The sequence below is a fragment of the Camelimonas sp. FR25 genome (assembly GCF_059740505.1).
Map to the genome: position 1 here is coordinate 86,233 of NZ_JCAWFG010000101.1, position 21,876 is coordinate 108,108.

25 protein-coding genes are annotated in these 21,876 nt (G+C 63.7%); 21 read left to right on the plus strand and 4 right to left on the minus strand.

Annotation, left to right across the window (positions count from 1 at the left end; genetic code table 11):
* Positions 1-36: 36 nt before the first annotated feature.
* The 18 genes from AC6A67_RS14805 to AC6A67_RS14890 all read left to right on the plus strand — a co-directional run bounded on the left by AC6A67_RS14805 (position 37) and on the right by AC6A67_RS14890 (position 11,216).
* Positions 37-1,092: a hypothetical protein gene (locus AC6A67_RS14805; protein WP_498037322.1), complete on the plus strand. Its 1,056-nt coding sequence runs from the start codon at positions 37-39 to the stop codon at positions 1,090-1,092.
* Entirely contained in the window at positions 1,092-1,646 is a 555-nt protein-coding gene (locus AC6A67_RS14810) for a phage baseplate assembly protein domain-containing protein (protein ID WP_498037323.1), read from the plus strand. Before AC6A67_RS14805 ends, AC6A67_RS14810 begins: the two co-directional genes overlap by 1 nt.
* Positions 1,646-2,137, plus strand: coding sequence for a phage GP46 family protein (locus AC6A67_RS14815; RefSeq protein WP_498037324.1), 492 nt, complete (start codon positions 1,646-1,648; stop codon positions 2,135-2,137). Before AC6A67_RS14810 ends, AC6A67_RS14815 begins: the two co-directional genes overlap by 1 nt.
* A gap of 3 nt (positions 2,138-2,140) precedes the next feature.
* Positions 2,141-3,223 carry a baseplate J/gp47 family protein gene (locus tag AC6A67_RS14820; RefSeq protein ID WP_498037325.1) on the plus strand — a complete coding sequence of 361 codons (1,083 nt, stop codon included), beginning with the start codon at positions 2,141-2,143 and terminating at the stop codon, positions 3,221-3,223.
* Positions 3,214-3,879, plus strand: a complete 666-nt coding sequence (locus AC6A67_RS14825; protein ID WP_498037326.1) for a YmfQ family protein — start codon at positions 3,214-3,216, stop codon at positions 3,877-3,879. The genes AC6A67_RS14820 and AC6A67_RS14825 overlap by 10 nt, the downstream gene beginning before the upstream one ends.
* 27 nt (positions 3,880-3,906) lie before the next feature.
* Positions 3,907-5,046 (plus strand): hypothetical protein, encoded by a 1,140-nt coding sequence (locus AC6A67_RS14830; protein ID WP_498037327.1) that lies wholly within the window; start codon positions 3,907-3,909, stop codon positions 5,044-5,046.
* On the plus strand, positions 5,043-5,603 hold the full coding sequence (locus tag AC6A67_RS14835) for a DUF4376 domain-containing protein (RefSeq protein ID WP_498037328.1): 561 nt from the start codon (positions 5,043-5,045) through the stop codon (positions 5,601-5,603). The genes AC6A67_RS14830 and AC6A67_RS14835 overlap by 4 nt, the downstream gene beginning before the upstream one ends.
* 61 nt (positions 5,604-5,664) lie before the next feature.
* A complete protein-coding gene (locus tag AC6A67_RS14840; RefSeq protein ID WP_498037329.1) occupies positions 5,665-6,018 on the plus strand; it encodes a hypothetical protein in 354 nt (117 codons plus the stop codon).
* Entirely contained in the window at positions 6,008-6,202 is a 195-nt protein-coding gene (locus tag AC6A67_RS14845; RefSeq protein WP_498037330.1) for a hypothetical protein, read from the plus strand. Before AC6A67_RS14840 ends, AC6A67_RS14845 begins: the two co-directional genes overlap by 11 nt.
* Entirely contained in the window at positions 6,202-7,239 is a 1,038-nt protein-coding gene (locus AC6A67_RS14850) for a hypothetical protein (protein ID WP_498037331.1), read from the plus strand. Before AC6A67_RS14845 ends, AC6A67_RS14850 begins: the two co-directional genes overlap by 1 nt.
* 571 nt (positions 7,240-7,810) lie before the next feature.
* Positions 7,811-8,197 carry a hypothetical protein gene (locus tag AC6A67_RS14855; RefSeq protein WP_498037332.1) on the plus strand — a complete coding sequence of 129 codons (387 nt, stop codon included), beginning with the start codon at positions 7,811-7,813 and terminating at the stop codon, positions 8,195-8,197.
* 60 nt (positions 8,198-8,257) lie between these two features.
* Positions 8,258-8,989, plus strand: coding sequence for a peptidoglycan recognition protein family protein (locus tag AC6A67_RS14860; RefSeq protein ID WP_498037333.1), 732 nt, complete (start codon positions 8,258-8,260; stop codon positions 8,987-8,989).
* A 16-nt stretch (positions 8,990-9,005) separates the two neighbouring features.
* Positions 9,006-9,383, plus strand: coding sequence for a hypothetical protein (locus AC6A67_RS14865; RefSeq protein WP_498037334.1), 378 nt, complete (start codon positions 9,006-9,008; stop codon positions 9,381-9,383).
* Positions 9,380-9,673, plus strand: coding sequence for a Pam3-gp28 family putative phage holin (locus AC6A67_RS14870; protein ID WP_498037335.1), 294 nt, complete (start codon positions 9,380-9,382; stop codon positions 9,671-9,673). The genes AC6A67_RS14865 and AC6A67_RS14870 overlap by 4 nt, the downstream gene beginning before the upstream one ends.
* Before the next feature lie 9 nt (positions 9,674-9,682).
* Positions 9,683-10,144, plus strand: a complete 462-nt coding sequence (locus AC6A67_RS14875) for a hypothetical protein (RefSeq protein WP_498037336.1) — start codon at positions 9,683-9,685, stop codon at positions 10,142-10,144.
* Positions 10,145-10,163: 19 nt separating this feature from the next.
* On the plus strand, positions 10,164-10,517 hold the full coding sequence (locus AC6A67_RS14880) for a hypothetical protein (protein WP_498037337.1): 354 nt from the start codon (positions 10,164-10,166) through the stop codon (positions 10,515-10,517).
* Positions 10,518-10,640: 123 nt separating this feature from the next.
* Complete coding sequence (locus AC6A67_RS14885) at positions 10,641-10,865, plus strand: hypothetical protein (protein ID WP_498037338.1); 225 nt, start codon at positions 10,641-10,643, stop codon at positions 10,863-10,865.
* Positions 10,866-11,075: 210 nt separating this feature from the next.
* Positions 11,076-11,216, plus strand: coding sequence for a hypothetical protein (locus AC6A67_RS14890; RefSeq protein ID WP_498037339.1), 141 nt, complete (start codon positions 11,076-11,078; stop codon positions 11,214-11,216).
* 788 nt (positions 11,217-12,004) lie between these two features.
* On the opposite strand, the gene AC6A67_RS14895 is transcribed toward AC6A67_RS14890, so the two are convergent.
* The 3 genes from AC6A67_RS14895 to AC6A67_RS14905 form a co-directional block, all read right to left on the minus strand.
* Entirely contained in the window at positions 12,005-12,778 is a 774-nt protein-coding gene (locus AC6A67_RS14895; protein WP_498037340.1) for a metallophosphoesterase family protein, read from the minus strand.
* 417 nt (positions 12,779-13,195) lie between these two features.
* Entirely contained in the window at positions 13,196-14,752 is a 1,557-nt protein-coding gene (locus tag AC6A67_RS14900) for a TerC family protein (protein WP_498037341.1), read from the minus strand.
* A 307-nt stretch (positions 14,753-15,059) separates the two neighbouring features.
* Entirely contained in the window at positions 15,060-16,259 is a 1,200-nt protein-coding gene (locus AC6A67_RS14905; protein ID WP_498037342.1) for a siderophore-interacting protein, read from the minus strand.
* Between the two features lie 591 nt (positions 16,260-16,850).
* Here AC6A67_RS14905 and AC6A67_RS14910 point away from each other — a divergent pair.
* Positions 16,851-17,558 carry a GntR family transcriptional regulator gene (locus tag AC6A67_RS14910; protein ID WP_498037343.1) on the plus strand — a complete coding sequence of 236 codons (708 nt, stop codon included), beginning with the start codon at positions 16,851-16,853 and terminating at the stop codon, positions 17,556-17,558.
* 119 nt (positions 17,559-17,677) lie between these two features.
* Here the strand turns inward: AC6A67_RS14910 and AC6A67_RS14915 are convergent, their stop codons facing one another.
* On the minus strand, positions 17,678-18,766 hold the full coding sequence (locus AC6A67_RS14915; protein ID WP_498037344.1) for a 2'-deoxycytidine 5'-triphosphate deaminase: 1,089 nt from the start codon (positions 18,764-18,766) through the stop codon (positions 17,678-17,680).
* A gap of 1,232 nt (positions 18,767-19,998) precedes the next feature.
* Between AC6A67_RS14915 and AC6A67_RS14920 the strand changes: the two genes are divergently transcribed.
* Complete coding sequence (locus AC6A67_RS14920; RefSeq protein WP_498037345.1) at positions 19,999-21,510, plus strand: hypothetical protein; 1,512 nt, start codon at positions 19,999-20,001, stop codon at positions 21,508-21,510.
* Between the two features lie 178 nt (positions 21,511-21,688).
* Positions 21,689-21,876 (plus strand): hypothetical protein (locus AC6A67_RS14925; RefSeq protein ID WP_498037346.1); only part of this gene is annotated, 188 nt, incomplete at its 3' end.

The window sequence follows — 21,876 nt, forward strand, 5'->3', positions numbered from 1 at the left end:
GCGTCCTCGGGCGTCTATCGGGATTGGACCGCTGTCGTGGTGCAGTTCAACGTCCAGACGAATGCAATGCGGACCTTTCGCCTGACGGTGGCGGAGCCCAGCGACGCCAAGGGCAAGACCCTCGCTGATCTGCGGCTCAAGCCTGGCGACAGGGTGGACGTGGCGCTCGCGGGAAAGCTTGTGATCAAAGAGGGCTATGTCAAATGCCGCCAGGTGGCTTTTGATGCCAACCGCCACGGCATCCAAATCGATGGCTACAGCAAGGCTGCGCCATTCATGGACGTGTCCGTTGAGCCTCGTGAGCAAAAGAACGTCACCTTTGACGCCGTCGCTCGCAAGACGCTCGGCCAATACGGCCTGCAATTCAAAATGGGGAAGGCCCCTGAAGGCGCGAAAGAGCCATTCCGGCGCGCCATGCCGCAGTATGGCGAAACCGTCTGGGACTATCTCACCCGCCTGGCCAAGCGCCGCGGCCTCTGGCTGACCTGCGAAGCCGACGGAACGGTGGTCGCCGGCAAGCCCGGGCGATCGGAGAGCAAGTTCCTGATCGAGGAAGGCGTCAACATCGTCGCTGGCTCTTGCCTCATCGATGACCCGGCGGTTGACGGCATCATCGGCCGATCTCAGCAGCCCGGCTCAGACAGCCTGTTCGGCAAGCAAGCCGCCGAGGTTTCGTCCAAGGCCGAAGTGTCCAGCGAGATCAAGGGCGGCAAGCGCATCGTGCTCGCCGAGGGCGCTGCAGACCAGAAGGAAACGCAGGCCCGTGTGAACATGGAGGCCGCCGCGCTGGCGGCCGCGAGCCTCCGGGTCCAGATCGTTCTTGCCGGCTGGCTCAAGCCCGACGGCTCGGGGCTATGGGACTTCGGCGAGCAGGTCACGGTGAAGTCGCCGACGCTGTTCCCCACCCAGGATGGCGAAATGGACCTCTATGTCTGGGGCGTCACCTTCGCCCAGGACGCCAGATCTGGCACCACCACCACCCTTGAACTGGTGAACCGGGCCGCCATGGAACTGGTAAACCCCAGCTATATCGGGCAGGCCGACCCCTACAACCCCGGCTCGCAGCCGGCGAAACCGGAGGCGGATGCCTGATGAGCGCCAGAGATGGAGACGGCGCGCGCCGCGCCTATACCGGCGTCTTTCGGGGCACGTTCGTCTCGGCGGACGACGGGAAAAAGATGCAAACCATGACGGTTCGGGGCCGCTTCGGTGAGAAAATCTCCGACGTGGAGCACTGGCAACCGTATGGGATTTACAGCGTCCCGCTCGCGCCGCAGGACGGAAAACACGCCGAGGTGCTGATGGCCAACATCGGCGGCTCGGCTGATCATCCGGTGGCCATCGCGACAGCCGACAGGCGCCACCGGCCAAAGAACGCCCAGCCGGGCGAGACAACCCTCTATGACGACCAGGGCCAGCAAATCAAAATCGGCCGCGGCGGCATCGTCATCACCGGCGGCGCATCCAACAAGCCGCTCACGGTCACTGTGGGCAATGCCACGCTGACGGTCTCCGACGGGCAGATACGGGCGACCGTAGGCGGCATGGCCCTCACGGTGCTGCCAAGCCGCGTCAATATCGGAAACGGGAGCCAGCCAGTGAAACTCGCCAACGACGCCGCTTCCACCAACCTGTTCGCCGACTGATGGACGCCCGCCTTGTTCAGGTGGTTTCTGGAGAGGCCGTCACGCTTGACTTGCTGCTCACGCCAGCGGGCGCGTTGGACACCTCCCAGGAACTAGCCACGGCGGTCGTTGTCGCTCTCGGCACCGACCGTCTCGCCCTACCCGACGATACTCTCCCCGGTCTTGACGATGATGACCGCCGCGGCTGGTGGGCGGATCTCGACGCCGAAGTGATATGGGACGGCTGGCCCATCGGGACCCGCCTATGGCTTCTGGAGCGGGCCAAGATCACCGGCTCCGCATCCCGCGACGGCTCCACCATCGCCAGAGCAGAAACCTACGTCCGCGAGGCCCTACGTCCGTTCGTTGAGCGCCAGATCGCCACCCATGTGGATGTGGAAGCCACACGCACTGACATCGGGCAGATCGACGTTCGCGCGACGCTTTATCGCGGCCCCTTGCCAGCCATTCAACTCCGCTTTGCGGACCTCTGGTCCGGGATCAAGGTCTGACGAATGCCCTTCCCCATCCACTCCCTTGGCGACCTGCGCCGGCAGGCGCGCGACCACATCGCGGCCTTTTTGCCTGGCGCTGACGCCTCCATTCCAAACTCAGTCCTGCGGGTCCTATCTGACAGCAATGCCGGCTTGGCCGCCCTGCAATTCCAATATCTGGCTTGGCTGGCCAACAATCTCATGCCCGACACGGCGGAGACCGAATGGCTTGACCGCCACGCCCAAATCTGGCTGGGCGGGCGCAAGCCTGCGACCTTTGCCGCTGGTGTCGCGAATGTCACTGGAACCCCTGGCGTCGTCCTGCCTGCCGGCGCCCGCTGGGCAAGCGGCGACATCGAGTATGAGACGCTCGCGGCGGTGACGCTCGGCGTCGGCGCAACAAATGTGGCTGTGCAGGCGCTGACCGCAGGCGCGGCCGCCAACCGCTCCGCTGGCGATCGCCTCGCCATCTCCACCGCGACCGATGGGGTGGACGGTGTGGCGACGGTGGTTGTGATCGAGGGCGGCACGGACCCCGAGAGCGACGATGACCTGCGGACGCGGGTCTTGCTGCGGATCCGCAAGCCGCCGATGGGCGGCAGCGCTGACGACTATGTCCAGTGGGCCCTGGCGGTGCCAGGCGTGACCCGCGCGTGGGCCTCGCCCCTCGAAATGGGGATGGGAACGGTCACTGTGCGGTTCATGATGGACGGGTTGCGCCCGCCGACCGGCCTGCCGCTGACTGGAGATATTGCCGATGTTCAAGCCTACCTGGACACGGTTCGCCCGATGGCAGTTAAAGACCTGTTCGTCCTCGCCCCGATACTGGAGCCGATTGATTTCGCAGTCGCGGACATGGTCCCGAACGATGCGGCCACACGGGCAGCGGTCACTGCGAACGTTGCGGCGATGATCCGTGAGCGTGCGGCGCCGGCTTATGCAGAGAACGGCGTCAGCCAGCCAGCTCGAACAATCCACCGGGAATGGGTGAGCGCCGCGATCCTGGAGACACCCGGCGTCGTGAGTTTTGATCTGACGATGTCCGATCATCCGATGCCGACACCCGGCCACATGGCGACCATGGGGACCATCACATGGACGTAGACCGGCATGTAAGGCGCGGCGGCGCTGACTACGCTGAGGCGTTTGCGGCACTCCTGCCGCGCGGTCGGGCCTGGCCCCGCGACCCCGGCACCGTTCTGATGCAGCTTCTTCGCGGGCTGGCGGAGACGTGGGGCATCCTCGACAGCCGAGCGGCGGACCTGTTGGAGCGCGAGAGCGACCCGCGCGCAGCGTTGGAAATCCTCGCCGATTGGGAGCGCGCGTGGGGCTTGCCTGACCCGTGCGTTGCCGAGCCACTTACCATCGCCGATCGGCAGCGGGCCCTTGTGTCGAAGATGACGACTGAAGGCGGCCAGTCGCGCCCGTTCTTCCTCGATCTGGCCGCCTCCCTGGGCTACCAAATCCGCATCACCGAACATGCCCCCTTTATGGCGGGCGTGAGCGCCTGTGGCGACACGCGCGACGCATTCGGCGACTGGCGGTGGGAAGTCGGCCCACCTGAAATCCGCTTCGTCTGGCGGGTGCGGATCACCGCCCTTCGCGTGACGTGGTTCCGCACTGGTAACGGTGGCGGTCAGGCTGGCATCGACCCGATGGTCCGCATCGCGCTGGCCACCGATCTGGATTGTGTGCTGCGCCGCTATAAGCCGGCCCACACTGAAGTCGTATTCGACTATAGCGACGCCGCCCCTCTCTGAGGCCGCGCAACCTCACGGACAAATCGCATGAAATATCAACCTCCGTTCAACAACGGCGGCGACGCAAATGCGTCATGGGTCAACGGCAATCCAACAACCGGGACCCAGGGCTCAATCCCTAGCGCCGCGGCATTCGAACAGCCGTTGCGCGAGATGCACGCGCTGATCGCGAAATCTGGGCTGACGCCAAGCGATGCCGACCTCACGCAGGTCAGCCAGGCCGTCCGCTCCCAGGCTCTCAACTACCGTGCAGCCGGCGGCAGCGCTAACGCCCTTACGGTTACGCTCGATCCCGTACCGGCCAGCAATGCAACCTTGGCGGGGATGCCTCTCAGGCTGCTTGTGGGGGCATCGAACACCGGTGCAGCGACACTCGCGGTGAGCGGCCTCGCTGCCCTGCCGGTAGTGCGCCAGAACGGGTCAACACTATTGGGAGGCGACCTGCCAGCTGGCCGCATTGTTGAACTTGTCTGTACTGGTACGGCTTGGCAGTTGGCTGGAGTCGCTCCGAGTTCCGCCGGGCGTCTGATCAACATTCAGGTTTTCACCGCATCCGGAACTTATACCCCGACCCCCGGCATGACCTTTTGTCTGGTTGAGGGCTGCGGGGGCGGCGGAGGGGGCGCTGGCTCCAATAACCCGGCTGCTGGCACGGTTTCGTTGGGATCTCCCGGAGGCGGGGCCACGTCGGGGCGCGCCCGCTTCACCGCTGCGGATATTGGAGCCAGCAAACCCGTGACCATCGGGGCAGCGGGGGCCGTCGCGGCTGGAGCATCAGGCGGCACAGGAGGGACCACGTCGCTCGGGACGCTGCTCGTTCTGCCGGGTGGCGAAGGCGGGCTGATGTTCAATGGAACCACGGCCCCGGCAACAAACGGCAATGGATCGGTCTCATTGCCAGCAACGGGCGCTAATATCTCACAGCTGCAAGGCATCACCCCCGGCTATGCAACCGCACTCAGCGTCACGGTCGCCGGCATCTACTGCGGACCCGGCGGATCGACCCCCTATGGCACTGGCCGAGGAACGTCGGCCAATAACAACGGCTCGGCTGCTGTTGGATATGGCGGCGGCGGCGGCGGCGTGGCCATCGCTGCTGGCGGTGGGCCAGCTGTTGGCGGTGCGGCTACGTCTGGCGTCCTGATAATTCTGGAGTACGGCGCATGACCGATACGATCCTTGTGGTGTCAGATGGCAAGGCCATCAACGCGATTGTCGTCCCGGACGGCGCGTCGCTTGCCCATGATGGGCGTCGCATTGTCTGGGACGGCGATGCCCTGGACGCCCCTGATGGGGCGGTGTTTGCATTCGGACCCGGAAACGCCGGCGTGGGCTGGACGGTGGACGGTGATGAATGGTCACCGGCTGGTGATATGCCAACCGATGAGCCGGACCTTTACGCCTACGCGGCCAACAAGCGTTGGAATGTTGAAACCGGTGGCATCATTGTTGCCGGCGTGCCGGTAGCGACCGATGACCGCTCCAAGACAATGATCATGGGGGCCCGGATCAAGGCAGACGCTGACCCTGAGTATTCGGTCGGCTGGAAGGGCGCCGATGGATCATTCGTGTCTCTCGGGGCAGCACAGATCATCGCCATCAGCGATGCGGTGCTGGCTCATGTCGACGCCTGTTTTGCGGCCGAGGCGGAGATCGCCAGCATGATTGCCGAGGGCGATGTCACGACGGTGCAAGAGATCGATGACTGGCCTTGGCCAGCGTGACCGCCAACAACCCTGACCGTTTCCACCCGCCCCTTCGGCGGGATTTTTGTTGGAGCCACCCATGCGCCCAGCATCCCCCGCCAAGCGGGATTTTGCCGTTTACCGGGGCAGCAACGCCCCGGTGATCCAGATGCGCCTGAAGAACCCTGACGGGACGATGCAGGATCTCACCGGTCACGATCTGATCCTGACGGCCACCGTCGTGGACGGCGTTCTATCGGCCAGGCTCTCAGATGGCGGTTTGGCGATGGACGACACCGGCCTCATCGTCTGGGCCCCGTCCTTGACCGACAGCCGCCGCGTCCGCGCCGGTCGCCTCACGCCATATAGCATTGAGCGCCGTGAACCAGATGGGGCGCAATATCCCATCATGACCGGGACGCTGATCGGCAAGGACTATCCCAATGGCGACTGAGGTTGAGATCGTCACTGGGCTGCTGGAGATCCTGGACGTATCCCCTAGCGCTGGCCCGCCGGAGATCATCCAACAAACCACACAAGTCATCGAGCTCGTGAGCGCAGGGCCGCAGGGGCCAGCTGGCAGGGATGGCGCACTGTCGCCTGAAATCCCGATTGTAATCAATGGAGGGTTTTTCTGATGTCGGTTCAGGTTACTGGCGCGATCAAGGTTCGCAGGCGGGCGTCTGGCGGCGCAGTAGGTGCGCCGTCCTCGCTGCTGAGCGGTGAGCCCGCTTTCAACGAGGCCGACAGCACTCTCTACATCGGCTTTGGCGACGACGGGGACGGGAACGCAACGTCTGCCATCCCGATTGGAGGCAGCGGCACGTTCGCCACCAAGACCTATGTCGACAGCGCTGTCGGCAGTGCTGGTGGCGGCGACATGATGAAGTCAGTCTACGACACGAACAACGACGGAAAGGTGGACGCGGCGAACGCTGCCGATCAGGTTCCGTGGAGCGGAGTTCAGGGCAAGCCTTCGACCTTCCCGCCATCCCCGCACGGCCACGACAACGCGACCACCGCCGCCGCCGGCTTTATGTCTGCCGCCGACAAGACGAAGCTGGATGGCATTGCCGGGGGCGCGAACAATTACGTTCACCCGACGACGGACGGGGACCGGCACGTTCCGGCGACGGCGGCGGGCGATGTCAACAAGTACCTGAAATCCGGGTCCAGCGCCGGCGCTGCGCCAGCGTGGGGCGTGGTCACAAAATCAGACGTTGGCCTTGGTAACGCGGACAACACGTCCGACGCCAACAAGCCTATCAGCAGCGCCACGCAAACGGCGCTCAACGCGAAAGCCCCGCTCGCCAGCCCTGCGCTTACAGGCACGCCGACCGCGCCGACCGCCGCGACAGCGACCAACAACACGCAGATCGCGACGACGGCGTTCGTTAAGGCCGTGATTGACGGCCTGCTCAATGGCGTAGGCACGTCCTTCGACACCCTGAAGGAGTTGGCGGACGCGCTCGGAAACGACCCAAATTTCGCGGCGACCGTCACCGCTTCGATTGCCGGAAAGTTGGCGAAGGCGAGCAACCTGTCTGACCTGACAAATGCCGCGACGGCACGCACCAACTTGGGTCTCGGCTCTATGGCAACGCAGGCCGCCAATAGCGTCGCCATCACAGGCGGAACGATTGACGGCGTGGTTCTGGACGGCGGTACGTTCTGATGGCAGTGACCCTCAAGCACAAGGTTTCAACCTCCGCCGGGGTCGCTCCCACAGCGGCCAACCTCTCTCCGGGTGAGATCGGCGTCAACACCGCTGACGGTCGTTTGTTTGTCCGCAAGGGTGCCGGCGTAGTGGAGTTGAGGAGCAAGGGGGACAACGATCTTCTATACCAACCGCTTGACCCGGATCTCACGGCGATCGCAGGTCTGACTAGCGCAGCCAATAAACTGGCCTACTTCACTGGAGCGGGAGCAGCCGCGCTTACGGACCTGGCTCCTTTTGCGCGTCCACTGCTCGCTGCGGCAAACCAGGATGCAGCACTTGCCGCCATTCTTGCTGCGCCACGCCCTCAAGTTGCAGTCGGTCGGGGTATCTGGTCAGCTTTCACAATCGGCGTCGGACAACCGGCTACCCTACCCTCTGGGGGCACTTACGCATATTTTGTCTTCGGGGTTGAAAACGCGACGGGCTACTTGCGCAACGGTGTTGTCGCAGGCGTCGCCGCTGGTGGCACAAGCGTTACTTCTGGCGTAGCAGGGTGTGTTTGGTACGGCTTCTGCTGGAATATCACATGATCACATTGACTTACCGGCGACCTGACGGAACATTTGTAGCTAACTTCGACGGCCTGCCGTATCACGTCATACCGACGGATGAGGTCTATTGGAGCGACGCGGTTGAGGCCGCAGCCCTGTTAGGGGACGATCTGCCGTTTGAGCCACCCCCGCCCGAGATCCCCGCTCCTCCGCGCGTCGTTTACAAAGCCGATATCTGGCGTCGATCGAGCGAAGCTGAGGCGGTGATCATGGACACTATGCTCAACAACCAGTCCGTTCGCCTGCGCCGCATGTGGTCGGATGCGGTGCATCTTCAGTCAGATGATGAGCTTTTCACGACCATTGAGGCTGCACTGATAGCCGCATTTGGGCCTGACCGGGCGGGCGAACTGCTCGCCTGACGCCCCTTTAATTCTGACCGTCCCGCACCCGCCTCTGGCGGGTATTTTTATGGGTGATCCATGAAAACAGAAGACCTGCAGCGTGCCTTGCTGGCGCACGGCTTTGACGTGGGCAAATTCGGGGCTGACGGGGACTTCGGCGCCGACACCCTGAAGGCCATCAAGGCGTTCCAGCGCGCAAATAGCCTGACAGACGGCATCTGGCCCGGCCCCGAAACGCTCGCGGCGCTTTTCGCCGCTGACGTGTCGACACCAGCCTCGACACCCCCGCCCATCGTGCCAGCTGACTGGATGCCATCCGCTGTCATTGACCGGATCATCGTTCACTGGACTGCCGGCACGCACAGGGCGTCCGACACGGATCGGGCGCACTATCACCTGCTGATTGAGGGTAACGGCAAACTGGTGCGAGGCATCCCAACGATCGACAAAAATGGTCGCGGCGGGGTCAAGGCTGGCTACGCCGCGCACACGCTCAACTGCAACAGCGGCTCCATCGGTGTTTCCCTATGTGGGATGGCCGGCGCTGTCGAAGCTCCGTTCTCGGCTGGGAAATACCCGCTGACCAGTGCTCAGTGGGACGCGCTACCTCGCGTCATTGCTGCGCTTTGCCGCCAATACGGCATCTCGATCAGCCGCAGCACCGTTCTCACCCATGCCGAGGTGCAAGGCACGCTTGGCATCACTCAACGGGGCAAGTGGGACATCGCCCGCCTGCCTTTTGACCTGAAAAAGGTCGGCGCTACCGCTGTCGGGGACGATATGCGGGCACGGGCCAGCGCAGCCCTCTAACCTCCCGGAGTACACCATGAAGGCCTTTAAGCTGATGGCGCTCGCCATCGGAGCGATGACGCTTGCCGCCTGCCAGAGCGTCAGCCCCACCCTGAACAACCCGACCGCCTGGGGGCAGATCGCCGCCGGCGTGGGCCAGATCGTCGGCAAGACGAGCATCGACCCGGACATCGAGCGCGTGAGCTCCAAGCTGGCGCGCTATTGCGCGGAGGTGCAGACGGCGGCGCTGGGCGTCTCCCTTTTTGCTCCGGCCAAAGCCCAGACGGCGGCGGAGCACGCCCGCATCACCGTCCAGACCTTCTGCGCCGCGCCGCCGTCGTCGGTGTCCACGGCCATCACCAGCCTCGCGGCAGCTTATGCAGCGATTGAAGCAGCGAAGGGAGGCGGCGCATGAACACCAACCTGACCCTGCCCATCAGACAGGCTCTGATTGGCCTCGGGCCTCTCATTGCGGCGCTGGGCTGGATGGATGAAGCGGCATGGTTGCCGCTGGCGAACCAGATCGCGGTCGTGCTCGGCATCCTGTCCACCGCTGGCGGTGTCGTCTGGCAATGGTGGGTGAGCCGGGCTGCAGCGAAGGTCGCCCAGGTCGCCGCGCTCCCAGGCGTGGTTGAGGTGCTCGCCTCAGACCCCAGACTTGCTCAGGCCGCTGCCCAAGGCAGCGCCGCCAGCAATAGCCCGTGAGGGCGGGCCATGATGTATCTGCGGATTGTCCGGGGCGTGACGGAGCACTTCCGTGCGCGCGCCCCGGAATGGGCCCTGTCGGTGATGCTCGTCATCTGGGGCGCCATCGTCTACGCCCCCGGCGACACCTTCAGCACGCCCGCATGGGCGGTGATGCAACTGTTCATGGCTGAGCACACATGGGGGCTTTTCGCCTTGGGTATTGGGTCTGTGCGCCTGATCGCCCTAGTCATGAATGGAACGTTCTGGACCACATGGTACGGGCGCCTCTCGCCCCATGTACGGGCGGTGATGGCCGGCCTTTCGTGCTTTGTCTGGCTCCAGATCAGCATGGGCTTATTCCTCGGCGGCGTCACCTCGACCGGCCTGGCAATCTATCCCCTGCTGCTCGCGCTAGATTTTTTCAACGTGCTGAGCGCCAGTCGTGACGCGGCCGGTATGGACAGGATGCGCCGAAATGGGGGGACCTGATCAAGCCTGGATGACGACAATGCCAACGGCCATCCAGTGGGCGATCAACGCCGCTATCTTCGCGGTGACGCTCATCGGCGGGCTTTGGGCCTACATCAATCAAGCGCGCAAGGCGCGGCCGCCCGCCCCGCCGCCATCAGATGACATCGCGGTTCCATTCGTCCAGATCGCCGACATGAACCCTGTCCGACAAATGGTCGATGAGGTCCGGAAACTCGTCGCCGCAACTGAGCGGCTTGCGACCGCGCAGGAAGCCGTACACCGCGAGCACAAGGCCCTGCGCGAAATGGCGCAGGAATGGATGACGGAGGAAGAGATTGAAAGACGCGTAGAACAAAGGGCGCGCTGGCGCAGCGACCGTGCTGGCGCCTGACGCGAGCACTTTTGCCGCGGCCTTGCCCATCGTCAAAAAAATGCGAGCCGTCTTGATCGATCGGGCTTCGTTGCGCAAATTTTCAACTCCAACGTCACAGTTGCGTGGACTATGGAGGCCAAAATGCGCTTATGGTGGAATAGCTTCGTTCGCCACGACCGCCACGGTCGACCCGTTCGCATTGTCTGGGCTGAACGCTATCCGGACATGTTTGAGATCCACGTCGCCCCTGACGGCTCTGCTGTCCTCTACCTGAACAGCCGTGAGATAGGCTCGGGGCACGACGTCCTGCAACTGGCCCGTGATGCCGAGGACATGGTCGCTACTCCGGAGGATGTGGCGGCTTGATGGCCGGGGCGCGTGAGAACGCTGGCCAAATAGCCAAGCTCCCGATACCATCAGGGCCACCCTCGTAATGTGGGCTGAATGTGAACCTGCCCGCCATGCTCCCCCAGCGTGGCGGGTTTTTTCTTGCGCTCCGTCCATTCGGTGCTGCGGGTTACCAAGGCAAAGCAACGACCCGCCCGACCCTTCACAACACCCAGAGGTTTAAACCATATGCTGATTGGCCTTATGGGCTATGCAGGCGTAGGCAAGAGCACGGTGGCGAGCATCTTCTGCGACGAATTTGGCTTCGATGCCCCTCACCTTGCCACGCCGATCAAGGCCATGCTTGGAAGCGCAGCAGACAATCGGTGACTGGGGACGCACCGCCGTGCGCGGGGATTTGTGGCTGTCGTTGTGGCTTGCACGGGCTGACGCGATCCTCGCGATAGGCGGCCGTGTCATCCAAGAGAGCGTGCGGTTTCCTGATGAGGCAGCGGCCATACGACAGCGCGGCGGCATGCTGATCGAGGTTCGGAGGCCTGGCTATGTCGCGCTGTCAGACCATGTGTCCGAGTGCATCCCTGCCGCGCCAGACGCGACCATCATCAATGACTGTTGCCGTGTCGCGCTAGCAGCGAAAGTGCGTGGGACAATTTGGGAAAAAAGCCTTGCAAGTCAGTGCGCTCGCAGCGCGCCCCACCTGACTGTAACCCTTTGATATCTAATGATATGCGCAGTCTACCACTGAACTACGCCCGCATCGTCGCGGCGGATGTGTTGCTCCGCGCGAACAGCCGCTGGTCTGATCTCACCGTATGAGACGCCAAGGCTCGCGTGAGCATTGTTATCCGCTTCGCCGCAGGCCAGCAATCCCTGTGGCGCGCGGTATCCACCGCGCCAATGTTGCTCGCATCCCTGTTGCGTGGTCGGGCCGTGGCGCAAAGGTCTTCGAGCGTTAGGCGCGTTGCGGGCGCTTTGTCAGCGTGGACGTGGCGGTTTGAGGCTGTCGCCAGCCGGCTTCACTAACGTGGAGGACGCCAGGGCATCGTCGGCTTGCAGGCGGCGCGCGCCAACCTTGGCGGATTGACAGAGTTCTTTGCCGATTACTGGGCGAAATCGCCGCCTTCCGGATAGCGCCAGGAGCGCCACCCCAAGGCGGCTCACTCCGTTGCGAACAGGAACCTCCGTCCTGGCCCATCAATCACCAGCGCCGTCAGGCGACCGGTGTTGGTGGCGGCGGTGTCGACGCCGATGCGGTGGGGGAGTAGCACGGGTTCGCGACGTGGGGTGTGGCCATGCACCACCACTTTTTCCAGCAGGTTCTGCCAGGAGAGAAACGGCTCGCGAATCCAGATCAGATCGTGCGGATCCTGGCGGTCGAGAGGCGTCTGCGGTCGCACGCCAGCATGGCAGAAGAAATAGTCGCCGAATTGCGTTGTGAGTTGCAACTGGTCGAGCAGCGTTACATGCGTTTCGGGCATCGCCGCCAGCAAATCAGCCTGCAGCGCCCGGCGTGCGTCAGCATCCTGCATCGCCAGCAGCACATCTGCCGCCACGCCATAGGAGTTGGCGGTCTGCGCGCCGCCGTGCAAGACGAACACATGGTCCAGTTCGCCGTGGCGCAGCAGCCGCAACAGCGCCTCATCATGGTTGCCGCGCAGAAAGATGTGCCGTGGGTCACCCTGGCGCGCCACCAGTTGCGCAAGCACGCCCCGGGTATCCGGGCCGCGGTCGACAAAATCACCGAGATAGATGATGCGCCAGTCGTCGGGCGGATCAGCCGCCAGATCGGCGGCGATGAGCTCATGTAATTGCGCCAGCAGCCCGGCGCAGCCGTGCACGTCGCCGATCGCATAGAGCCGCAGCCCGGAAGGGCCGCGCGCCGTCGCAAGCGATACCCCGTCCTGCGCCCCCGCGCCTGAGCCCGACGCCATAGCCAACTCCCATAGGCTGATTGCGCCACGGAAGCGCCGTTACATACATCTCGCCTCTGCAGGCTAACCGCGTCCCAAATGCATCGATGCTCACGGACAGGGCCCGTCGCACCTATTATCCCAGGCGCAGACCCAGATGGCTCCCGGGGTCATGTCCGCACGCGACGAGCGCGCGGCGCCCTCTCGCGGGATGGGTTCCTCCAGGACATGTCCCCCTATGTAGCCCAGAGGCGGGCCGTTCAGGCGACTGCCGTTCAAGGTCATGTCGCCCAAGCTTTCCCGTGCCAGGATGTCGCCCGGGCGCCGGTTAGGCCCGTGCGGCGACTGAGCATCTCAGGTCGCGGATGCGGCAGCATCTTCGCAGCCTGCTAGAGAGGGCGTGACGAACTCCGGCTCGCCCACATCCTGGCGATGGCGTCAGAGCAGCGGCGGGTCGAGCAGCGTAATCCGCACCTTGCCGATGCTGCGCTTCTCAAGATTCATCACTTCAAGCCGCAGCCCGTCCACTTCCACGGCTTCGCCGGGACGTGGCAGATGGCCGAGCTGGGTCAGGATATAGCCGGCCAGCGTGGAATAACGGTTGGCGTCGTCCACCAGGTCACGCCCCAATGTGGCGCTCAGCTGACGGATATCCATGAAGCCGTCGCACACCAGCGAACCGTCTTCCTGACGTTCGAGGCCCGCCGCCTCCTCATCCATATCCGGGAACTCGCCGGCAATGGCCTCAAGCACGTCGGTGGGCGTGGCGATGCCCTCCAGCGAGCCATATTCATCCACCACCATCACCATCTGCACCTGCGAGCGGCGCATCTGCTCCATCACCTTGAGCACGTCCGTGGTTTCCGGCACCACCACGGGCTGGCGCGCCACCCGCGTCCAGTCGATCTGCTTGCCGGCGACCAGCAGATTGAGCAGTTCGCGGGTAATGGCCACGCCAAGGAAATCGTCGACGCTATCGCGCGCCAGCACCACACGGCTGTGGCGCAATTCGGCGATCGCCGCCCGCAACTGTTCGGGGCTCTCGTTCAGGTCGAGCCACTCCACCTCATTGCCAGGCGTCATGATCGAGCTCACCGGCCGCTCGCCAAGGTCGAGCACGCCACGGATCATGTCCTTCTCCTCGTCGCGGAACAGGGCCCCATTGGCCGCCTGCTCGGCGATGACATCCACAGTCTCACCCAGCGGCTGCTCGCCGACCTTGCCGCCGAGCAAGCGCAGCACAGCCTCGGAGGTGCGCTCGCGCATGTCGCCGGTGGAGATCAGCTTCTCGCGATTGTGGCGGCCAAGCTGGTTGGCGGCCTCGATCAGCACCGAGAAGCCGATGGCGGCGTAGAGATAGCCCTTCGGAATATGGAAGCCAAAGCCCTCAACAACCAGGCTGAAGCCGATCATCAGCAGGAAGCCGAGGCAGAGGATCACCACGGTCGGGTGCTTGGAGACGAAGGCCATCAGCGGCTTCGAGGCGACGATCATCACCGCCATGGCGACGATCATGGCCGTGACCATCACCCACAGCTGGTCCACCATGCCGACAGCGGTGATCACGCTGTCGAGCGAGAACACGGCGTCGAGCACGATGATCTGCACGATCACCTGCCAGAACACGGCATGGATAACCTTGCCGCCCTTGGGCTTCTGGTCGCCCTCGAGCCGCTCGTGCAATTCCATGGTGCCCTTGGCGATCAGGAACACGCCGCCGAGGATCAGAATAATGTCACGCCCGGAGAAACTGAGCCCGCCGAGCGAGAACAGCGGCTGCGTCAGCGTGACGATCCACGAAATCGAAAACAGCAGCGCAAGCCGCATGAGCAGCGCCAGCGACAGGCCGGTGACGCGGGCGCGGTTGCGCTGATGCGGCGGCAGCTTGTCGGCGAGAATGGCGATAAACACCAGGTTATCGATGCCGAGCACAATCTCGAGAACGATAAGGGTTGCGAGGCCGATCCAGATATTTGGATCTGCGAGGAACTCCATGGAAATTACCTTAGGTGGTTATCGGACAACGCAAAAATCCCCGGATCATGGGATCCAGGGCGCGCGCCTGCCAGGGCTGAATGAGCGGAATCACAGATGAAAATGCCGGCTACTGCATGAGCCAGCCATGTTCGGTATCGACTGTCGCCTGTACTGTCGCCTTCGTCAGGCATGAAACCGAACGTCCCCGTGTCTGTGTCAGATAGGTTGGAAACTAGCACAGGCCAATTGGCCGTGAAAAGGGGCGCCGGACGCTCTGTCCCATGCCCCTCGCTGCAACTGGCGGCGTTTCAGCCAGCGTCGCGGCTCAATCACCTGCCGCGCGCCGCGCCTCATCGCTCTGGCCAGCGCGCCAATAGGCCACCGACAGCGTCTGCTTGCGCTCGCGACGCAGGTCGTCGCGCCAGTGCTGACGAATATCGCGCGCCGCCTCATGCTCGCCTGCCGCCATCACATAGGTGGAGCCTGCGTCGTCGGGGATCACCACGGCGCGCACCGCCGCCGCCAGCAGGCCTGGCCCGCCATTACGGTGCAGCCAGCGAATATCGATGCAGGTGTTATTGGCGATGGGCTGCTCGTCCTCAGGCCCTTCGACCTCGAGCAGCGCCAGGCCGCGCGTCGCAGCCGGCAGCCGCTCAATCATGCGCGACAGGGCTGGCAGCGCCGATTCATCGCCGGCCAGCAGCATCCAGTCCGCGACCTGGGAGACGCGACCAAGCGGCCCGCGCAGGCCGACGATGTCGCCAGGGCGCGCGCGCGCCGCCCAGGCGGCGCCGACGCCTGGCTGCTCATGCGCCGCCCGCTCTTCAGCCGCGCCGTCCTGCGTCAGCGCTTCAGCGCCCCCGGTCCCTGCGGCGTCGTGGCCGCAGATCCCATGCATGACAAAATCAATGTCGAGCAGGCCGCCCTCAACGTCGACATGGCGCACCGTATAGGTGCGCTGCACCGGGCGCCGCTCCGCTGGCGGCCACACCGCCAGGCCATCGGGTCCCGGCACGGGCCATTCCGGCCGCGCCAGGCCCTCGGGCGGAAACAGCACATGCACATGCAGGCCGCCCACGGCGAAAGGCATGAGATCGGCGCCGGCCAGCGTCACCCGCCGCATGCGCGGGGTGACGTCGCGCACCGCATGCACCGTCATCTCACGGAAATTCGGGAAGGCGCCGGCCCCTGCCCCCTCTCCGGTCCACGCCAGCGCCGGCCGCTGCGGCGCCGACAGCATCAGCACCCGCTCCGCCACCTGGGCCTTGAGGGTGGAGAGATAGCCGGCGTCAGCCGCCCAGGCGACGACGCTGATCTCATCGCCATCGCGGCGGAACCGCGCCTGGCCGAAGAAAGGCGCGGCGTCAAAACCATCTGCCACGTCGCTCAGCGTCACGCCGCGCCCGCGATAAATCGCCTTGAGCGCCTCCAGCATCGCCGCCGCATCTTGCGCCGCAAAGCGCAATTGCGCCCGGCAGCCGCCGGCGGGAAATGGACTGGCGCTCTCAAAACGGTCGGCGGACATGCTGGCTCCCTGGGCGATGATCCACACATCTGGCGACGGGCGACGCAGGCCGGGCGGCCGCGCGCAGACATGACGCCAGATGCGCCTGTCACAGCGCAGGTATCCAAAGGCGCAACGACTGGCAAACGCTATGTTTTACAGCCATTCCAAAGAATAATTCGAATGATTCCAACGAGCTGTATTCGCATCACCAGGCCAGAACCTTGACCCGTCGCGCAGCGCTCGCCTGTCCGCGACAATTTCCGCGCCACCAGGCGCGACCGATGCAGCATGCCGCGCAACCTCCGCTCAAAACACCATAAAAAACCCTTCTCCCCCTGGCTGCCCCCCTCGCGAAATGGCGCGCCAGGACGTTTGCCGGGACATTTGCCGGAACGTCAGCGCGCCGCCCGCAGCGCCACGCCCTGTCGCCTGGCGTCGCGCTGCTACAATTTCCCCACAGTTGAACGAGATCAGGCCGCAGCCCGGCGCCCCCCTCGTGCTCTGGCCTCACGCGTGTAGCAATTGTGGGGCGCGTGACGCCGGGTTATCCCTGCAGGCAGGCCCGGCGCATGGGCCAGACGCGGCTCAGCACGGCAGGGGGATGGGGTGATGACGGACGGGCCACGCGACACCATAGCGGCGCGCATCTGCAAGGCGCTGGCCGACCGCATTATTTCGGGCGAGCTTGCGCCTGGGGTGCGCCTGCGCCAGGACCATGTGGCCGCCGAATTCAGCGCCAGCCATGTGCCGGTGCGCGAGGCCTTCCGCCGGCTTGAGGCCCAGGGGCTGGCGGTCAGCGAGCCGCGGCGCGGCGTGCGCGTCGCCGGCTTCACCATGGAAGAGGTGCGTGAGGTCGCCGAAATGCGCGCGGCGCTGGAGGTGCTGGCGCTGCGCCACGCCGCGCCGCATCTCACGCCCGCCATTCTCGACGCCGCCGAGGAGGCGACCAGCGCTGGCGACCGGGCGCCGGATATGCACGCCTGGGAAGAGGCCAACCGGCGGTTTCACACGCTGATCCTGACGCCGTGCCGCATGCCGCGCCTGCTGACGGCGATCAATGATCTGCATCTGGCCAGCGCCCGCTTCCTGTTCTCAGGCTGGCGCGCCGAATGGGAGGCGCCGACCGATCGCGACCATCGCGCCATCCTCGCCGCCCTGCGCGCCGATCATGTCGAACTGGCCGCCGCCATTCTCGCCCGCCACGTGCAATGGGTCGGCCCGCGCGCCGCCCGCGCCGCGCCGCCGCGCAAATCCCGCGCGGCCGAAAGCTCCCCCGCCCCAGGCCGGCGCCCGGCTGGCCCTGGCCGCATCCGTTAGGCGCCATTGATCCCTGGCCGATCCGGCCAGTGACGCGCGCCTGGGCGCCGGGCCGCTACTGGCGCAGAGCCTGCGTTGCAGCCCTGCCCTCAGCATCGGCCCGCCGGGTCTGTCGTCGCTCAGAAAAAATGCTTGGAGAGCTTGAGGCCCTGGCCCTGGTAGTTCGAGCCATTCTGGCCATACAGCATCGCAGGGCGCTGTTGCATGTGTTCATAGACCAGGCGTCCGACGATCTGCCCATCTTCGATAATGAACGGCACATCGTGCGAGCGCACCTCAAGCACCGCGCGGGCCCCGGCCCCGCCAGCGATCGAATGGCCAAAGCCTGGATCGAAGAAACCGGCGTAATGCACGCGGAACTCGCCGACCAGCGGATCAAACGGCACCATTTCGGCGGCGTAATCCGGCGGCACCGTCACCGCCTCACGCGAGGCGAGGATGTAAAACTGCCCCGGATCGAGGATCAGCGCCCCGGAGCCATCGGCATGCAGCGGCTCCCAGTAATCCGCGAGCGGGCAACCGCCCACACGGTCGATATCGACGAGACCAGTGAAGCGTTTGGCGCGATAGCCCAACAGCCGCTCTGCGCCAAAGCCTGAGAGATCGACGCTGACGGCGACGCCGCCCTGGAACGAGGTGACGCCGCCGCTGACCACCGGCTCGCGCACATGCAGCGCAGCCAGCTCGGCGTCGCCGAGGCGGGTGGCGCCGACGCGGAAGCGGATCTGACTCAGGCGCGAGCCCTGCCGCGCCAGAATGGGAAAGGTGCGCGGCGAAATCTCCGCATAGAGCGGACCGGTGTAACCGGCGGGAATGATGTCAAATTCCTCGCCCTGGTCGGTGATCAGCCGGGTGAAGACATCAAGGCGGCCGGTCGAGCTCTTGGGATTGGCTGACGCCGACATGGAAGGCGGCAACGCCAGGCTTTCCTGTATCTCGGCGATATAGACGCAACCGGTCTCGAGCACCGCCCCCTGCTCCAGCGAGAACCGGTGTAGCGCCAGTTGCTCAAGCCGCTCACGCACCGGCCGCCGGCCTGGCAGAAAACTGGCGCGCACCCGCCAAACCGTGGCGCCCAGCCGTAAATCAAGGCTGGCCGGCTGGATCTGCCCCTCGGCGAGCGGCCTGTCGGCCTGCAGCACGCCGATTTCGGACAACTCCCGGATGGTCTGGGCTGGCAAGATGCCGATCGCCTGCTCGCTGTCCAATGGTCGCCGCCTCACAAATTACGCCGCAATCACCGTGGCCACCGCCCCACCCGCACAAGTCGGGTGCAGAATGGGAAAACCGGCTGCGCCACCGCTCCTCACGCGCTTAGCACGCCACCGCCCACGCGTCACCCGTGCGGGACGGCACGAAGCCCGTGCATCGCCCAGTGCGGCCTGCACGCACCACATCGGCCCATGTCAGACCAGCACCCGACGCGCAACACGCAGCGGGTGCTGGTCAAGCCCGAGCGACGCATGTGCTTCGCAGGGCGCGGTTGGGTCAGTATTACCAGGCCGCGCAGATGCTAACGGATCCGCGACCGAAAATGCCCAGTCGCCGCACGGGCTTGACCAGAACCCGATGTGTCATGCTCATCGGATTCTGGCGACCTTCGCGACCTGGCGTCGGTCGCCACGACCAGGCATAAAGCAGCACGCACGACGGCAGGACTGCGCTGCGCCGTCATATTGTTCCGCGCCATAGGGCGCCACGGGCAGAATGCCGCGCGCCTGACCGCACCAGGTTGCGCTCCTGCACGACGCCAGAGCAGTTGTGACGCTGTACAGCAATGTTCCTGAAAAGAACTGATCAGAGGCCATGTCAGCGCGTGTCTGAGGTTGATCGCCCCGGCAAGCGCTCTCACGCAGTCAAGGGGCGAACGCACACCTCGGCAGGATGCCAACCGGCGCACCTGCCGTCATTGCTGCCTCCGTCCTCGCGATGACGTCAATATGGTCTCAAGGCCGGTTGCGCATCGATCACGGGCCATATCCCACGGGTGGGCTGCGCAGACGGCGCAAGTAAACGGCTTGCTGCGTATCGCCAGTTGGTCAGGCTCACCTGGTTTACTGGGCGCACCCGGGCTGCTGGGCAAAAGTAATTTGCTGCACACATACTGCGCGATGATCTCCAGCGAGGTCGTTCAGCGCAAGCTAAATGGCGCATCCAAGCTAAATGGCGCATCATGGTACGGCGCACTCTGCAGCCCAAGAACACGATGCGCCAGATCGCCCCCGATTCCGCCATCACATCAGCGCAGAAAATTGTGGCGCATAACCGGTGTCAATCACAAAAAGACATTGCCGTAGTACGCGTTTGACGGGCCAACGCTACCCGTCATCGACATTATCATAAAATATCCGAAGCCGGTTCGGGTATCGCCACGCGCGTCACGTGACCCCGTGCAGCACGCGTCAATCCATTTTGCCGAACACTACAAGGATTTTATGCCATGGGCACATTTACTGCAACCGTTGTTACGCATTTTACGGCTGGATACAGCCAACTCGACGTCACGTATACATTGACAGACCCCGACATTAAGTTACCCGATACCATCGCCTTGTCCGCAGCCAACATCGGCGGCGCCCGATCCCAAGTGTCGTTCAGCTCGACCGGCCAGTCTGCGACAGCCGTTACATTCACCATCTTCTGTAAATACGCAGGAGAACCGAACTTGACGCTGATCTTCAGCAATAGCGAGCTCTACACGAGATACGAAGATCTTACAGGCGCCGTGACCAATAATGTGCCGCAATCCTTACCTGGAACGTTCGAACCCCCGCCGGATTCGGGTGATGTACTGGTGCTTGACTCAATGAATCCGTCGCAAGGCGTGATGTTCTCCGTCAACCATACCAGCAATCAGGGAGGCGGCATCCTTCATATTTATGGAGAGCAACCGTCAACATTCCTGATCAACCTGAACGTGGAGGACGGCGCTGGAGCCATTGCCCATGCGATGGCCGAACCTTTAGATTCCGGAGGCAATGCAGTCCACCTTTACATTACGCTACCAGCAGCGGCGTCAAGCGATTTAAAAAATTCACCGAAAGGCACGCGCGTCGGAACCATTCAGCTGTTCTATGAAGACACCTTCACAACAAGGACGTCGCCAGGAACAATTCTCCTTATCAACTCCAACAAATCAGATGCTGCCGTTACATCCCCGATCATCCCGTCGTCCCTTGTGTTGCCAGCAGCATCGCTCCCGGTCACCATTGCCCCGGCCCTGTTGAAGGACACGGCCACGTCGCTGATATTACTCGAAAAACCCAGAACGTCATCGCCTGTGATTGACGAACTGCCGATGTACACCTACGCCGGGCAGGTCGACGACGTCTCCAAGAAACAAACCATTGCAGTGCGCACTTCCCTGCTGCCTATCGATTTTACCAAAACGCACCAAAAATACTCAATTAACGTCTATAGCCTTCTCATTGATTTACGTGGCAACATCGCGCTATCTTTCCCAAGCCTTGTTGTCGTCAGCTTTGACTCCTCGCGTCCGATACAACCAACTGACGGCGGCACCTTGCCAGCGCCCACCCTGAACGGACTGCAAGGCACGATCAATCTGGCGAATGTCGGCGACACGAGCCCGGTGATCACAGGACAGACAATCGCCAGCCTTCGCGCACTCACCCCCAACGCCACTGGCGTGACGACGACAATGTATATTTCAGCGACGCAGAATAATGCGCCAGTCAATGAGGTGCTTAACATTCCGTTCGATTTCGCGGGGCAGGCCCCGGACACGGATGTGAACCCAACATTTGATACAAGATTGCTGCAGGGATACGATTCTGACAGATACGGCGCGCCAGGAACGCTGCAGGTACAGTATTTTGTGCAACCGAACGCTGCGGACGCACCCTACAGCCTGCCGCGCTCTTATCGGATAGATACTGTCGCGCCGCACCTGCCTGAGATTACTGCGACGTCGGAGTCCGATCAGAGCTGACGACGCCCCTCAAACCAGGCCGCGAAGACGCTGCCCCATCCGCGACCTGAAATGCTCGGTCGCCGCACGGGCCTGACCAAAACCCGATGAGTCATACTCATCGGGTCCGGGCATCAGCCTCCGCTGGGCATCGTCGACAACGCAATGAGCAGGCGCTCACCACCATATCGCGCGACCGATGGCAATCAATCTCAATATGGGAACGACACCAGCAATACGTCCCATTCAGTTCATTCAACCCACATTGTCAGGGCCGATCATGGGCACAGCATCAGCAAAACCGATTATTCTGGCGACAAACGGCTACAGTCAAATTGCTATCACTTACACAGCCGCTGCAGGCGACGACCGGCCGCCTCCTGACGT